General features: G+C 42.5%; 19 protein-coding genes. 6 read left to right on the top strand and 13 right to left on the bottom strand.

Annotated features, from left to right (window positions below; all coding sequences use genetic code 11):
- Positions 1–64: 64 nt before the first annotated feature.
- The 4 genes from BLS65_RS05745 to ruvC are packed head-to-tail and all read left to right on the top strand — an operon-like array spanning position 65 to position 3,117.
- Positions 65–373, top strand: coding sequence for a DUF4286 family protein (locus tag BLS65_RS05745; protein WP_092436826.1), 309 nt, complete (start codon positions 65–67; stop codon positions 371–373).
- Positions 374–377: 4 nt separating this feature from the next.
- The gene (locus BLS65_RS05740) at positions 378–1,271 is read left to right on the top strand and encodes a DMT family transporter (protein ID WP_092436824.1); all 894 of its coding nucleotides are present in this window, start codon (positions 378–380) and stop codon (positions 1,269–1,271) included.
- Positions 1,268–2,542 (top strand): S41 family peptidase, encoded by a 1,275-nt coding sequence (locus BLS65_RS05735; RefSeq protein WP_092436822.1) that lies wholly within the window; start codon positions 1,268–1,270, stop codon positions 2,540–2,542. The genes BLS65_RS05740 and BLS65_RS05735 overlap by 4 nt, the downstream gene beginning before the upstream one ends.
- Positions 2,542–3,117 carry a crossover junction endodeoxyribonuclease RuvC gene (gene ruvC, locus BLS65_RS05730; protein WP_092436820.1) on the top strand — a complete coding sequence of 192 codons (576 nt, stop codon included), beginning with the start codon at positions 2,542–2,544 and terminating at the stop codon, positions 3,115–3,117. Before BLS65_RS05735 ends, ruvC begins: the two co-directional genes overlap by 1 nt.
- 91 nt (positions 3,118–3,208) lie before the next feature.
- Here the strand turns inward: ruvC and BLS65_RS05725 are convergent, their stop codons facing one another.
- The 4 genes from BLS65_RS05725 to BLS65_RS05710 form a co-directional block, all read right to left on the bottom strand.
- Positions 3,209–3,604 carry an HIT family protein gene (locus tag BLS65_RS05725; protein ID WP_092436818.1) on the bottom strand — a complete coding sequence of 132 codons (396 nt, stop codon included), beginning with the start codon at positions 3,602–3,604 and terminating at the stop codon, positions 3,209–3,211.
- Positions 3,605–3,620: 16 nt separating this feature from the next.
- Positions 3,621–4,094 carry a transcription elongation factor GreA gene (gene greA, locus BLS65_RS05720; protein ID WP_092436815.1) on the bottom strand — a complete coding sequence of 158 codons (474 nt, stop codon included), beginning with the start codon at positions 4,092–4,094 and terminating at the stop codon, positions 3,621–3,623.
- A gap of 110 nt (positions 4,095–4,204) precedes the next feature.
- On the bottom strand, positions 4,205–4,771 hold the full coding sequence (locus BLS65_RS05715; RefSeq protein ID WP_092436813.1) for a hypothetical protein: 567 nt from the start codon (positions 4,769–4,771) through the stop codon (positions 4,205–4,207).
- A gap of 20 nt (positions 4,772–4,791) precedes the next feature.
- Positions 4,792–5,133, bottom strand: a complete 342-nt coding sequence (locus tag BLS65_RS05710; protein WP_092436811.1) for a hypothetical protein — start codon at positions 5,131–5,133, stop codon at positions 4,792–4,794.
- A gap of 247 nt (positions 5,134–5,380) precedes the next feature.
- On the opposite strand from BLS65_RS05710, the gene BLS65_RS05705 reads away from it, so the two are divergent.
- Positions 5,381–5,809 carry a hypothetical protein gene (locus BLS65_RS05705; RefSeq protein WP_092436809.1) on the top strand — a complete coding sequence of 143 codons (429 nt, stop codon included), beginning with the start codon at positions 5,381–5,383 and terminating at the stop codon, positions 5,807–5,809.
- Positions 5,810–5,821: 12 nt separating this feature from the next.
- Here the strand turns inward: BLS65_RS05705 and BLS65_RS05700 are convergent, their stop codons facing one another.
- The 9 genes from BLS65_RS05700 to BLS65_RS05655 form a co-directional block, all read right to left on the bottom strand.
- Positions 5,822–7,195, bottom strand: a complete 1,374-nt coding sequence (locus BLS65_RS05700; RefSeq protein ID WP_092436807.1) for a YihY/virulence factor BrkB family protein — start codon at positions 7,193–7,195, stop codon at positions 5,822–5,824.
- Between the two features lie 105 nt (positions 7,196–7,300).
- Entirely contained in the window at positions 7,301–7,639 is a 339-nt protein-coding gene (locus BLS65_RS05695) for a DUF2185 domain-containing protein (protein WP_092436805.1), read from the bottom strand.
- Between the two features lie 150 nt (positions 7,640–7,789).
- A complete protein-coding gene (gene ahcY / locus BLS65_RS05690) occupies positions 7,790–9,208 on the bottom strand; it encodes an adenosylhomocysteinase (RefSeq protein WP_092436803.1) in 1,419 nt (472 codons plus the stop codon).
- Between the two features lie 25 nt (positions 9,209–9,233).
- On the bottom strand, positions 9,234–10,208 hold the full coding sequence (locus BLS65_RS05685) for a bifunctional riboflavin kinase/FAD synthetase (RefSeq protein ID WP_092436801.1): 975 nt from the start codon (positions 10,206–10,208) through the stop codon (positions 9,234–9,236).
- 316 nt (positions 10,209–10,524) lie between these two features.
- Positions 10,525–11,259, bottom strand: coding sequence for a tetratricopeptide repeat protein (locus BLS65_RS05675; RefSeq protein ID WP_125869781.1), 735 nt, complete (start codon positions 11,257–11,259; stop codon positions 10,525–10,527).
- A gap of 44 nt (positions 11,260–11,303) precedes the next feature.
- Positions 11,304–11,984, bottom strand: coding sequence for a lycopene cyclase domain-containing protein (locus BLS65_RS05670; RefSeq protein WP_092436795.1), 681 nt, complete (start codon positions 11,982–11,984; stop codon positions 11,304–11,306).
- Positions 11,985–11,987: 3 nt separating this feature from the next.
- The gene (locus BLS65_RS05665; protein ID WP_139180948.1) at positions 11,988–12,422 is read right to left on the bottom strand and encodes a sterol desaturase family protein; all 435 of its coding nucleotides are present in this window, start codon (positions 12,420–12,422) and stop codon (positions 11,988–11,990) included.
- A gap of 602 nt (positions 12,423–13,024) precedes the next feature.
- Positions 13,025–14,254, bottom strand: a complete 1,230-nt coding sequence (locus tag BLS65_RS05660) for a RidA family protein (protein ID WP_092436792.1) — start codon at positions 14,252–14,254, stop codon at positions 13,025–13,027.
- Positions 14,255–14,486: 232 nt separating this feature from the next.
- Positions 14,487–14,774 (bottom strand): hypothetical protein, encoded by a 288-nt coding sequence (locus tag BLS65_RS05655; protein WP_092436791.1) that lies wholly within the window; start codon positions 14,772–14,774, stop codon positions 14,487–14,489.
- 233 nt (positions 14,775–15,007) lie between these two features.
- Between BLS65_RS05655 and BLS65_RS05650 the strand changes: the two genes are divergently transcribed.
- Positions 15,008–15,285 (top strand): IS1 family transposase (locus BLS65_RS05650; protein ID WP_139180947.1); only part of this gene is annotated, 278 nt, incomplete at its 3' end.

The raw sequence follows: 15,285 nt of genomic DNA, 5'->3' as shown, positions 1-15,285 counted from the left end.
TCGTTTAGGTGGGTTAGCCAACCCACAAGTTATTAGAATTGTTTATTTTCGAAAAAAAGTTTTTATGAGCGCATATATCGTAAATATTACCGCAAAGGTTGAGTCTGCAGAAAGCAATGGCTACAAAACGTGGGTCATGGATCAATTTATTCCGTTCCTTAATGATTTGGCCCTTGGTCAACATGTCGTTTTTACCCGCGTTCTCGATAAGGACGATCTCGATGGGGATACCTTTTCTATTCAAATTGGGGTAGGCGGTCAGCAGGGTGTTGCCTTCTTCGAAAAGGAGGGGATGCCTGAATATCTTAAGATGACAACTACCTTGTTTGCCGGTAAAGTTTATTATTTCAAGACATTATTGGAAATTCAGTAGACCAATGAAAGTTCAATCGAAAGCCTACGTTTTTGGCTCACTAACAGTACTGTTTTGGGCAACGGCTGCTTCTGCATTTAAGATTGGGCTTGCGCATCTGTCGTTTATTCAGTTGCTGTTTATCGCAAACCTTACTTCACTACTGATTCTCCTTGGGTTTATTGTTATGCGCGGGGAGATTTCAGCGGTAATAAAAACCAAAGCAAGGGATTTATTCCATTCTGCTTTTTTGGGTATGCTAAATCCTTTCGGTTATTATCTTATTCTGCTGAAGGCCTATTCCTTGCTTCCGGCTCAGGTAGCGCAACCCTTGAACTTTGTATGGCCGGTAATGCTCGTGTTTTTGGCTGTTCCTATTTTGGGTCGAAAGTTGTCGCGTTGGAGTATTGTGGCCTTGTTGGTTAGCTTTATTGGGGTGATGCTTATCTCGTCCCAAGGCGACCTCTCCTCGCTGGGGAATTCAAATCCATTAGGGGTAATTCTCGCCCTTTCAAGCTCTTTGCTTTGGGCGCTTTTTTGGGTGCTCAATGTTAAGGATAAGCGACCTGAAGAGATCAAACTGTTTCTTAGTTTTTTATTCAGCTTCATTTATCTGATTGGCTTGTCTCCCTTTATTCCTGAGTTTTATAGCATTGATCCGATTGGTATTCCTGCCGGTATTTACGTGGGTTGTTTCGAAATGGGTTTTGCCTTTCTCTTCTGGTTAAAGGCTTTAAGCATTTCGACCTCGACCGATAAGTTGGGCAATATAATCTATTTGGTTCCCTTCCTTTCGCTGATTTTCATCCACTTCGTTTTGGGTGAATCGCTTTATTGGACAACTTTTGCAGGACTTATTCTTATCATCATTAGCGTAATATTTCAGCAAGTTATCGATAAAAAAACGCAAGATTTATGAAAAAGCTCTTTGTGCTTCGGGTTCAACCGCTTCTTATCATGGCTTTAATCGTCATAGGTTTTTTGGGTTGTAGCAAGGACGATGAATTGACGGCCGATCAAGACGCCAATACGCAGCTTTATGCTGCTATGAAATCTTATTACCTCTGGTATGATAAGATGCCCAATATCGATCCGGCAAATTATTCTGATCCCTATAAATTACTTGAGGCAATCAAATATAAAGAGGTCGATCGATACAGTTTTGTGATGAGCAAACAGGAATTTGACGACTACTTTAATAGAGGCGTCTATGTTGGTTTTGGTTTTTCGCTGGCTTTTGATGCGCAAAGCAACCTTCGTATTGCTTATATCTTTACCGATAGTCCGTTGAAAACACTTGGCGTTACACGTGGTTGGAGTATAACCCAAATAAATGGTAGTGTGCCTACGTCCACTAACTTGGCATCATTGCTGGGTCCGGCAAATGCTGGAGTTTCGGCAACCATTAGGTTGGTAGACTTGAATGGAGTCGTTCATGAGGCTACTTTCACGAAACGTGAGGTTGCGTTTAACAGTGTATTAGTTAAAAAAGTTATAAATGTAGGCGGAAAAAATGTTGGATATTTGGCTTTCCAAAGCTTTATTGCCAACTCAAAGGATGAGTTAAATAACGCGTTCCAATACTTCAACGAACAGGGAGTGGAGGAGTTGGTGGTTGATTTGCGCTATAATGGTGGTGGTTTAACATCCGTAGCAACTCAGCTGGCCAGCCTGATTATTGGGACTGGTAATACTACTAAAACATTCTTTAGTTATATTCACAACAGCAAGCAATCGAGTCTTGATACTACTATTAAATTCGACGACAATCCTTTTGCATTGCAGGGTATTACTAAGGTTGCATTTATTGGAACGAAAGCTACGGCTTCTTCGAGTGAGTTGGTTATAAATGGGCTCAAGCCATATATGAATGTAAAATTGGTTGGGGAGAATACATATGGAAAACCGGTTGGTATGTATGTCTTTACCTACAAGAACTACGCTTTTGCTCCCATTTGTTTTTCTACCCAGAATTCACAAGATGTAGGCGATTATTACAGTGGTCTTGAAGTGGATGTTTTGGCTGCTGATGATTTGTCCCGCGATTTTGGTGACTTACAGGAAGAGAGTTTCTCTAAAGCGCTTCAATCATTAGGTATTTCAGCGGGCATTCGCAGCCGGGCGATTGCACCAACAGCATTGATGGTAACACCTAATAGCGAGATTGGAAAGTTAACGGGAGTATACTAATGGTTGAAAAAAAGTCAACGACGGAGAAAATAATCTTGGGCATCGATCCTGGCACAAATCTGCTTGGCTATGGTATAATTCGCGTGGAAGGCAAGAAGATGGAACTTGTGGTAATGGGCGTTATTGAGTTGAATAAGATCAAGGATCATTACCTTACCCTGAAAAAGATTTTTGAGAGAGTAAGCCATTTGGTGGAGGAGTATAAACCGGATGAGTTGGCCATTGAGGCTCCGTTTTTTGGGAAAAATGTGCAGAGTATGCTCAAACTTGGTCGGGCACAGGGTGTAGCGATGACCGCGGCGCTTATGCACGATATTCCCATCTTCGAGTATGCCCCACGGAAAATTAAGATGAGTATAACAGGGCGGGGTGAATCGTCGAAAGAGCAGGTGGCTGCTATTCTTCAAAATATGCTTAAGATAAAGGAACTGCCAAAGGATTTAGATGCAACTGATGGCTTAGCTGCTGCGGTTTGCCATTTCTTTCAGTCGAATAGTGCATTGCCTGCGGCAACAAAAGGTTCGGGATGGGCGGCCTTTTTGAGCCAGAACCCCGATCGGATTAAAAAGGTATAGTATCGGCGAAAGTAAACTCCGGTTAGCAGCATAATACCCTAAGCGGCAAGCTTAGGCTTGTCGATGGAGTGTGCTGCTAACCGGAATTATTCTATATGAATTCTTTGGTGATTGCTTCTGCAAGTCCTTTAAACTCCTCAGGCGTGAGCTTAATCTTTGGTTTGCGAAAGTCTATGTCGCTTTCGGTGTTAAGCGGAACAAGATGGATGTGGGCATGCGGTACTTCCAGCCCAAGAACAGCTACGCCAATGCGCTTGCAAGGAATTGCCAGTTCAATGGCATGTGCAATGCGTTGGGCAAAAAGTATTAGCCCTGCCAGTGTCTGCTGATCCAGAGCAAAAATGTAATCGATCTCTTTCTTCGGAATAACGAGGGTGTGCCCTTTAGCCATTGGGTTAATGTCGAGAAAGGCATAGTAGTCTTCGTCCTCGGCTATTTTGTAGCTGGGGATTTCTCCATTAACAATGCGGGTGAATATTGTTGACATGGCTTTCTATTGACAGTTATCGCGAAATTTCCATGATTTCGAAAGTCACATCGCCCGAAGGAACCGTAACGGTAACCGAGTCACCAACCTTCTTTCCTAGGAGGGCTTGAGCGATGGGAGTGCCAATGGAGAGTTTAGACTCTTTTAGGTTTGCTTCGCTTTCGGCAACGAGCAGGTATTCCATCTTAGCGCCAGTTTTGGTGTTTTTGATGGTAACGCGATTTAAGATTTGAACCTTGGAAATGTCAATCTTTGTTTCGTCGAGAATACGGGCATGAGCAACAATGTTCTCGAGTTTCGAGATCTTAAGTTCCATGAGTCCTTGTGCCTCTTTTGCTGCATCGTACTCAGCGTTTTCTGAAAGATCGCCCTTGTCTCTTGCCTCTGCAATTTGGCGCGAAATGGCAGGTCTTTCCACGTTTTTAAGTTGGTCAAGTTCAGCTTTTAATCTCTGAAAGCCTTCCTCGGTTACGTAATCTACCTTGGCCATGATTTATTAGTTTAATTAGGGTAAATAAAAAAGAATTCCGATCACTCGGAACTCTCCCTTTCGGGCAAATATAGTAAAAAAGTTTATAATTGAACCGCTTAGGTTCGTCCTTAAATTTCTTGAAATTTAGGTTTCAGTATCTCTGCGTAAACCATTGCGTACTTAAGGTTGAAGTTGGTTACGTAGGGCGATACTTCATGCATTTCCGCCTCTTCTCGCTTCTTTTGATCTGCGTCAAAGGTAGTCATTGCTGTTAATTCCCCCTCAAAATTACTTTCATTTTCTACTGAGAGTTTTGTCGGATTATAGATACTATCCTCTACGGTGTCGATGGGAGTAAATGCTGCTGTTGCTGGGGTGTCGAGGAGTTGCTCACTATAGCTAGGGTACTCCTGCTCTTCCGAATATGCCTCCTCCGAGTAGTAGCCATTCTGCATACGGGCACTCGGTTGCTCGGCTGGCTCTTCCTGTGCCGGGCCGGCCTTTCCAAACGACTCAAAGATCTCTTCGAATGGATCGGATCGAGTGGTTCTTGGTGCCGCTTGCTCTCCACCAAAAATGGCGTCGAATGGCGAACCCTCAGCAGGTTCTTCCTTCTGCTGTTTTTTCTTTGTGAACGCCTTGGAGAGTATAAACAGCCCAATGGCAATGAGGTAGATTATAGTGCTCTTATCCATGGTTATAGGACTAGATGTTTTTATTTTTTCTTTCGTGCCTTTCGCTTACTTACCTTTTCGGGGTAGTTGATGGGTTTTGCTTCCATCTCTTTTTGTAATCGTTTTCTATCTTCCGGTGGCTGGTGCGACAGGTGACGCTTTATCATCTGTTTGCGACCCTTTTCCTCCCGTTGTTTTTGCTTACTCTTAAATCTTTCTGTCGCTTTTTTATCTTGAGCCACCCTCCATCTTGCTATTCTGCGTCTTAATGGAGCCTTAATCGGACCGTTATCTATGGAGTATTTTGTGTCTTGCGCCTGAAGGTCAATTGATGCTAAGGGCAACAAAAGGACGAGTATTAACGTTTTAACCAATAACTTCATTTCTCAAAGGTACAATTATATTGTGAATCATAGATGTTTTATAGCTTGGGTAGTATCCTTAAGTTCGAAACAGTTCAATGACGAATGTACGCATTCTAAATATAGTTTTACCCGAAAATAGGATCAAATTAGTTTTTTTTGCTTGGCAAAGCAATGGAATGTCGTCTCTTTAAAAAATAACGTGCAACTTTGTGGCGAAATTAGAAAGCCAAGTAACTTGATTTATAGGAATGTTTATCGTAATCGAATGAATAGAACTCTTTTTTTCTCTTTCTTTTTTGCAACTCTCCTGGTAATGTTTTCCTCTTGCGAGAAGGAGGCAAAAAGCCCAGTTCCCGATGTTCCTGTTTATTTTCAAGGACAGCTTACCCAGCCGGATTTTGCACCGCTCACTAATCAGTTTAATGCGATAAAGGTGGCGAACCAAGGTTATCGCAGGCATGGTGTTTTGGTTTACTGCAGCGAACCTGGAAACTTCTTAGCATTCGATGCCACCTGCCCACGCGATCTTCTTGATGGATCGGTGGTAATAACTAAAGATAAACCTTTTGAAGCTGTATGCCCCATCTGTAAATCTGTTTATTCCTTAATGAACTTTGGAACTACAACCAATGGCCAACCCTTAAAGCAATACCAAGTCTCCTCTAGCGGTACTGTGATTACTGTAACCAACTAGTTTGTAGGATTCCTAAATGTCTTTGAGAAGTATGTTGTCCGGGTGTTCATTCACTATGGTCTCAAATTTCTCTTGGATTTGTAGTATTTTTTCGAGTGAAGGGTTGTTGGACTCCAACTTTGTATCTACCCCCAGTCGGTCGATGGCCGAGGTTACGTAGTTAATCGAAATTTTTTCAATCCAAATAGCAGGAACGTAGGCGCGTGTTTTTGGTTCTTCTGTATAGGTTTCAACCAATAGGTTAGTGGATGTGAGTCCGTGAATAAGTTGACGCACCAGTCGAATTGGCATTCCTAACTCCACGGAGATGTCGGTGGCGGTGAGCGGTGGAAGTCCATTCTTAAATTGGGCAACAATGCGATGCATCACCAGCAGCGAAAGTGCTCTGCGTGCCCGCGGACTTATGTTTACCGCTTCGTTTTCGAATTCGTAAAGGTGCACGTTTTGAATGGCAAACGATATTTCGGCACCAAAGAGCACAATTAGCCAGCTGGTTTGAAGCCAAATAAGAAACAGTGGAAGTGCCGCGAAACTACCATAGATTGCATTGTATTTTGAAACACCAACCTGAAAGTAAATGTAGGCCCATTGCGTGATTACAAAGACACTTCCCGCTACAATTCCGGCGATGAGCCCCGACTTGAAGTTAACCGTGGTGTTGGGCATCACTATGTATGTAAGTGTAAAGAGAAGCCAAATCAGCACGTAGGGGATAAGCCGTAAGAGGAATATCAGGAACGGGCTTATGTAGCCCAGTAGTTCAACCTGCTGTGCGTATGAGCCTAGTTGGGTGGAGAGGTATACGGTGGCACTGCTCGATGCTACCACTAAAATGGGGGCGATGAGCATCATGGAGAGGTAATCGCTAAATTTTCGCGTAAATGTCCGACCTTTATCTATCTGCCATATGGCATTGAACGATTTTTCGATGTTTGAGAAAACTTGGAGTATCGACCAGAATAGAACAGCAATACCAATACCTGCAATTAAGCCGGTACCGGTTCTGGCCAAAAGAGAGTTGGAGAAGTCGATGAGCTTTATGGCAATCTCCTCATGGCCTTTTAGTGAGTCCATGAGCTGTTGCTCCAGCAGTTTGTCGAATCCAAAACCCTTGGCAATACCAAAACCCATAGCCAAAATGGGGATTACAGACATTAATGAGTAAAAGGTAAGGGCCGAGGCTCGGAGGCTGACCTGATTCTCCATAAATCCACGGAATCCCAGCAGAATTATTCGGAGCGTTCGGTATAGCATCGATTTGTTTCGTGTGTACTGATCAATCCTCAAACTCCAGATACCGTGGGAAAGGAAATGCGTCAGTTCCTTTACCTTCTTGTTTAGTGGCACCTTACTGTTGGGCTTTCCACTTTGGCTCTTCTCACTCATTTGCCTAACTTTTTGCTTTGGGGTGATTTTACTTTAGCAGGCAATTAGTTCACCTGCTGAAGTAAAATTACAATTTTATGATCAGATTATTCGATTTTGGAACTTTTATTCGGGTTCAACTGCTTGGAAAGTGTCGGTTCCCTCTACTCGTTCCAGCTCAGTGCCTACCCGCATTTTTAGGTAGGGGATAATGGCCGGATCGTAGTTGGCGATTACGTTTACTTCAAAAAACATGCTGTTGGTGTCGTCTTCGACGTATTCCTCCGTTTCGGTGCCCGACAGAAAACGCCAACCGCTGTCGTCGTTATCGTCGCGAATTTCGCGGTACATATAGCCAACCTTCATCCCATCTACCGTGATGGTATCGGATGCGTAGCAGTAGCCCATTGAAGGAACGAGTTCCTTAATGTCTTGTGATTTAAGTTTGTAGTTGTTGCTGCCCATAAGTTGGTTGTTAATGTTTAGTCGGATATTAATTGGGTTAAAGTTAACCTATAGTTAAACTTTCGCAAGGCTTTGAGGGCTTTTTACTATAAATTATAAGGACAAAAAAAGCACCCGAATTCAGGTGCTTTTTTATCATAATAATTTGGCCTAGTAGCGGTAATGGTCCGACTTATATGGGCCTTCGGCTTTTACACCAATATAGTCGGCTTGCTTTTTGGTTAGCTGAGTAAGCTTAACGCCGAGCTGCTCCAGGTGCAGGCGAGCAACTTCCTCGTCGAGTTCCTTGGGCAGGCGGTAAACGCCAATTTTCCAAGTCTTGGTCCATAGTTCCAGCTGTGCCAGCGTTTGGTTGCTGAAGCTGTTGCTCATCACAAACGATGGGTGACCGGTGGCGCAGCCAAGGTTTACCAAGCGACCTTCGGCCAAGAGGTAGATGGAGTGGCCATCGGGGAATACGTATTGATCCACCTGTGGCTTAATGTTTATCTGTTTCACCCCAGGCATGGTGTTGAGGCGATCAACTTGGATCTCGTTGTCGAAATGGCCAATGTTGCAAACAATGGTTTGATCCTTCATCGCCTTGATGTGCTCAAGGGTTATGATATCGCAGTTGCCGGTGGTGGTAACGTAGATGTTTCCTTCGCCGAGTGTATCCTCAATGGTTTTGATTTCGAATCCTTCCATGGCAGCTTGTAGCGCACAAATGGGGTCGATCTCCGTTATGATTACGCGTGAGCCGTAGGAGCGCATGCTTCGGGCACATCCTTTACCCACGTCGCCGTAGCCGCAAACCACTACAACCTTTCCGGCAAGCATAACATCGGTGGCGCGCTTAATACCGTCGGCCAGCGATTCGCGACATCCGTAGAGGTTGTCGAATTTGCTCTTGGTAACGGAGTCGTTTACGTTGATGGCGGGAATGAGCAACTCGCCCGATTCCATCATTTGGTAGAGGCGGTGAACGCCGGTGGTGGTCTCTTCCGAAACGCCCTTCCACTCCTTCACGGTGCGGTGCCATTTCTGGTTGTCTTCGGCGAGAATATCCTTGAGCATGGTGAGAATAACTTGCTCTTCGTGGCTTTCAGCTTTATTATTGAGGACGGTAGCGTCCTTTTCGGCCTTAAAGCCAAGGTGGATAAAGAGGGTAGCATCGCCACCATCGTCTACAATAAGGTTTGGACCTTTTCCTCCGGGGAACGAAAGCGCCTGTGCTGTGCACCACCAGTATTCCTCGAGCGATTCGCCTTTCCAAGCAAAAACCGGAACACCTGCAGCGGCAATGGCGGCGGCCGCGTGATCCTGGGTGGAAAAGATGTTGCAGCTGCACCATCTTACATCGGCTCCCAGCTCCACTAGGGTTTCAATGAGCACTGCCGTTTGAATGGTCATGTGGAGCGATCCCATTACGCGGGCACCCTTAAGCGGTTTTTTAGCAGCGTGCTTTTTCCGGATAGCCATCAATCCTGGCATCTCCTTTTCGGCTATTCCAATTTCCTTACGACCCCAGTCGGCCAACGTAATGTCGGCAACTTTGTATGGCAGGGTTTCTACAATTATCTTATCCATATAGTGTAGTGTTTAGTGCGGATTTTTAGACCGTTAAAGTTAGAAAATAGTTTTTGAAAACCTCAAGATTTTTATTTTCTAGGACCTCAATTGCGTGATCGCGGTCGAGGTGCAGCTGGGCTTTTAGGTGCTCTATGGATGGGAACTTAATTTCGTCGCGGAGTTTTTTAACAAATGCAACCTCAATACGATGGTTGTAGATATCCGCGTCGAAGTTAATGATGTGTACCTCGATGGTTCTTGCTAAGGTGTTATCCACCGTGGGGCGGATACCAATGTTCATCATTCCCTTTTCTACCTTGCCATCTACGTGGAGTAGAACGGCGTAAACGCCATGGGCTGGAACCAACTTAAGGGTGTCGTTGGGTTTGATGTTGGCGGTGGGAAACCCAATGGTTCGTCCTAGCTGGCGGCCAGTTTCAATCGTTCCTGCCAGCAAGTAGGGGTAGCCTAGCATATTGTTTGCATGTTCGAGATCGCCACTTGCTAGTGCGGTGCGAATGTTGGTGGAGCTAATGTTCTCGCTGCTCTCCTGGATAGGGTCGAAGGCTTCCACTGTGTAGCCATACTTTGGTGCGAGCTGCTCCAGTAGCCGAAAGTCACCCTTGGCCATCCGCCCAAAGCGGTGATCTTTTCCAACCACAAAGTGGCGTACTTTGTAATCCTCGGCCAGGAAGCGAACAAACTCCTCGGCCTCTATGGCTGCTAGGGTCTCATTAAACTCCTGAACAATGAAATAATCGACTCCCAACTTGGCAATCAGCTCCGATTTCTCGGGAAGGGTGGTGAGAAAAAAGAGGTTTCCTGGATCTTTGCCCAGCACCAAACGAGGGTGTGGCCAAAATGTCATTACTGCCGATCGAAAGCCGAAAGCGTTGGCTTTGGCAATGGTTCTGTTGATAAGGGTTTTGTGGCCTTGGTGTACGCCGTCGAAGAAGCCGAGGGTAAGAACCAGTCCGGAGTTGTTGGTGATATTTTCGGGGAGGTTTACTATTTCCATGTTGTTGAGCGGGGGCTTTCTAAAACCTCCAGTGCAAATTTAGGCTATTTGGATTCTTGTGAAAGAGGTATTTGGAAAAAGAATTAGCAGAGTTGCCGTTAGCAATAATTATTGTTTTAGTTGGGTTGCCTTTGTGTTTAAAGATCTTATGGAAGCCTTTACAAAGGTATATCCATCGGGTTGGTGGACAATAGAACCATTATCCTTAAACGTTCTCCCGGCTGGCGGAGCGGTCATCTCCGTTCCTCAACCTTATAGCCTTGCTTTTACTTAACAGTTGCCAATCCGCCAAGTTTGGCTCAAACAATGTAATGATCTATTTCATTTTCTTTAATAATTTAGGGTATAGCTCATTTTTGACCCACAAAAAATTTGGCTCTATGTTCAATATTTTTTTGTAGTATTCTTTTGCATTTTTGTAGTCATTCAATTCAGTATATGCTATTGCAATCATTGATAACAGACTTAAATAATTCCAATCTTCTTTTATTTGACTCTGATTTTTTTCCATAAGTTTCTCGGCCTTTATGTAATATTTTAAGGCCTCCGATTTTGAACCACCAAACACTGCCGGCATGTAGTATTGCGAATTTGCAAATTGAATAAAGCCATATGGGTTTTCAGCATCTTGTTTCATAGATAATTTAGCACAGTCAACACTTTTAGGCCCTATAAACGGCGCTTTAAGTTTATTTAGCCCAATTTTGTATCCGTAAAATGCTGATTTGTATGAATTAATCCATGATGGCTTATAGCCCGATTTTTCTAGAACTGCGATATTTGATTCGCCCAACTGAATATATTGTTCTGCCACATCATTCTTTTTATAACCGATGCACCATCCAATATAGCCATACTGGTAATTGATTAATTCCAATCGAAAGTCGTTGCTCTTAGTTTTTTGTTGGTTCATTTCATCAATCACGCTCTTCCAAAGGTTCATATCATTGCTAATATATGCCTTGTAAACGTCAGTTTTGTGCGATGCTTTAACAAGAGAGAAACTAAACAGCATTATTAAAAGCATTATAAAATGTTTCTGCCTTTCCATTAGTATTGGTTGTTAGTTTGCGAGTTATATGCTTTTTTCTCAGTCTAATATATTTTTTTCATCCTTTCTCGCATCAATAAATTGAAGAGAATAAGGCTAAAAGCATAGCCGAAATCTTCAATCGGAATGGTTAAAAAACGTATTCCTAAATTCGCGCTATTGTTATACCAAACTACTGGTTCATCTATAAAACTGCCAGTTAAAATGGCGTTCACTATTAAAAATGGAATAAGTATTGCTAAAAAAGTAAGATAAAAACTATTGATTATCTTCGTTTTATCGAAATATGAGAGGGCCAATACAATTATCACTAAACTAAAGATGTAGACTGTATAAATTTTGTTTAAATTAAACAATACAATTGCCAATGAGATAATAATTAGAAAAAAGGATACGTAGTTGGCCAACGTAGTTTTCAACCGAAATTTGGTGAAATATAACACTATTGAATCATGTAAGAATATACTGGCATAGGGGATAACAATAAAAAACAGCCATTCTTCCATCGGTAAACCAAACCAAATATTTGAGGAATGATAATTTGCATTGAAGCCCCAAATGCCTAGTCGAGTAAAGTAAATATCAACGGCAATATAGATTACTGCCACTACAATAATTGAAGGCATCAGGTATTTCCATTGCTTATAAAACTGAAGCTTTTTATCGAAGCTTAAAGCTAGCGGAACAACTATGGAACCAAGCAGCAATAGTAAATATAGAGTCATCTTTTACGATTTTAAGAATTTTAATGGAAACACCAATAATCCATAATTGTTAAAATCTTGCTTGTTTTTGGGCTTGTGGTGTGCTGTATGTGCTTTAATAACTGCTTCGATAAAGAAGTTGTGCTTTCCCTGTAAAAAAGAAATTTTTATCCGATTGTGTATTATTATATCGTGAATTGCAAAGTAAGTAAAGCCATAAAGTGTAATCCCAACGCTGACAAATACCATGGGCATAGATTGAATTGAGAATCCAACTATCATTAATATAATTGCAGGAATCGCATATACCAGAAAGAACAAATCGTTTTTTTCTAAGAGCTTGTCTTCTGTATTTAGAGGCAAGCCCTGTAAGTTGTCTTTTCGATGATGGTCAATATGCCAATTCCATAAAAAGCCATGCATGACATATTTATGGTTCGACCATGCAACAAATTCCATGAAGAAATAGGCTAGGATGAGCAGAACTATGTTTACCATACTATAATAGATTTGTTCGAAGGTTTATGCTGGTGCTAATCATCCAGCGTGTTTCGATGTATGAATAGTTATTTCTGAAATTGCTATTTAGCAATCTGGCATTTATTCTCAAAATTTCAGTTCCTTTTTCCATAAAGTAAATGCAATAGTTTCACCCATTACTGAACATATATACGATACTAACCGCTTGTAGACTAATAAAACTGGCATGTTTGTGCCCGAATTTGTGTGCCTAGAAAGGTAAATATAGTAAAAGTTCTCTAATAGGACGCGATGGAGAGCAAGGCCAAAGGGTGGCACAACTTCGACCGTTTTGTCTAAATCGTTGACGAACGGCAATTGGATATTCCGGCGATACCAGCTCTCTCCGTTAGGAATTAAGATAAACTGACTTGAGAGCTTGTATCGTTACAAGCATCAAACGCCAATAATATAGTGTTTGGTTGGAATTCTTATTACGTGGATCGTAAAATTGGCAGGGATAAACTTTTTGGTAAGCCTTGCGCTAGTGTTCTGCTAGCGCAGGCTTACCAGTAAGTTTGTTTATGAACTTTCAGGTATCGTTATGCTGGTGGTGTGCTTTCGCAGTTCGATACAACGGCATCAATTTGCACCAATGCATCCATTGGGATAGCTGAAACGCCAACTACTGTTCGTGCAGGAAGATCGCTCTTGAAGAATGATTTATACACCTCGTTTACAGCTTCTATATCAGCAATATTCTTAAGCTGGATATTTACTTTAACTACATCGTCCATAACGTGGTCGACACTTTCCACAATTGCCTTGATGTTTTGTAGGCATTGCTTAGCTTGCTCTTTTACTCCACCAGCAACCACTTCGTTCGTTTTTGGGTTCAATGGTAGCTGACCTGAAATATGATTGTAGTGCGAAAAAGCTACCGTGTGTGCGTATGAAACTTTTGGTGCATTCTCCGTATTGTTTGCTTCTATCACTAGCAGGCGGGTATCTTCAGGGAGTTGTGGAGGCGTACCATCGCCGTGCGACACTACCGCATCAATTTGTACCAACGCGTCCATAGGCAAGCCCGAAGCGCTAACTATTGACCGTGTAGGAACGTAGGTTGGGAAAAATTTGGCACAAGCTTCGTTTACAGCCTCAATATCCGAGATGTTTTTAATGAATATTGTTGTTTTTACAACATCATTCATAACGTGGTTGATACTCTCCAAAACCGCTTTAATGTTGCTTAAGCACTGTACCGCCTGCTCTTTGGCACCACCCGCTACAATTTTGCCCGATTTAGGATCGATTGGTAGCTGAGCTGAAATGTTGTTGTAATGCGAAAAGGCTACAGTTTGTGTGTATAAGCCTTTTGGAGCATTCTCTGTGTTTCGTGCAACTTTTATGAGAGCGCAAGGAATTTGAGGTGTGGTGCCTTCGCCGTTTGAAATAATTGCTTCAATTTGCACCAATGCATCCATAGGTAAAGCCGCAACTGCAACCGTTGTCCTTGTTGGAAGATAGCTATTGAAGAAGGTTGTGTATACTTCGTCTACAGCCTTAATGTCGGAGATATTTTTAAGGAATATGGTGATTTTAACAACATCGTCCATAACGTGGTCGATGCTTTCTACAATTGCTTTAATGTTTACTAAGCACTGCTTTGCTTGCTCTTTTACATCACTACCGACAATTTTGCCCGTTTTAGGGTCGATAGGTAGCTGCGCTGAAAAATTGTTGTAATGCGAAAACGCTACAGTTTGGGTAGCTGCCGAACACTTTGGTGCATTCTCTGTGTTCCTTGAATTTTTTATGATAACTCCACTCATACTAACTTCTCTTTTTAGGGTTTATTACTAGGTTTTTTATTAGGATGACAAACCTAGCAAAAAAAATCAATTTTTTTTCACCATCTAACTATGGCTAAGCAATTAATCTGTTACAGTTTTTGGGTTGGCAAACTTTACAAATCCCTAATAAATGAGTGGTGTGAGAGGCTCTCCCGGTCGGCTTAGGTGGCGGGGCTGTTTATTCGATAAGTGGTTCGTGCTTCTTTCAATTTCATTTGTCGATTAGGTCAATAAATTCAATTCCTCCAATTCGTCCGTCTTTTAGCAAGTCAATTACAATGTCTCCTTTTTCTTTCTGTTCGATAACCATACACTCGTCATATTGCCAGTTTGAACCAGGTTTGTTTGGTTTAATGTCTGAGGCAACGAAGCAATAATAACCGATACTTGACCAATATCCACCTTTTGAACTACGTAAAGCTTCAACAATGTCTTGTCTATCTGGTTCTTGTTCTTTTACCAGTTTGATAATGTTTTCTATGTCGATATTGTCATTCATAGCATGACCATTAACGTTTGATAGTCGATTGCGTTTGGGCGCTTGAACCTGCTTTCTTATCCCACGGTAGTAAAGTAAGCAAAAAGCGTTACGAACTCCAAATGTGGCATCAGCCCAAATGTAATTAACTAGCTGTGTGCGCTTTGAATGGTAAATATACTAAAAGTTCTGGCTCTATTCAGTGATAATGTTGTTGCAAAAATTTGCTTATCTTAGTGGAAAGTCTCTATGATATGACAATAATTGAACAAATCCGAGAACTCGCAAAACAGTTGACAGAACAAGAGCGCGTTACGGTAATGCGGGAGCTGAAAAATACGGATGCATCACTTACGGCTCAGCTGGGGGAGGCGAAAGTCTGCCCCCACTGCTCGAGCAGCATGATCATTAAGCACAGCATGTTCAATGGGAGGCAGCGCTCCAAGTGCAAAACGTGCGGCAAGACCTTTACTATGCTTACCGGAACGCCCATACACGGGTTGAAAAAGGTTTCACTTTGGCAGGATTACTG

The organism is Williamwhitmania taraxaci, from assembly GCF_900096565.1.
Taxonomy (GTDB): Bacteria; Bacteroidota; Bacteroidia; order Bacteroidales; family Williamwhitmaniaceae; genus Williamwhitmania; species Williamwhitmania taraxaci.
Note: the sequence above shows the minus strand (reverse complement) of the source record. Positions and strands in the feature narration are given on the sequence as shown.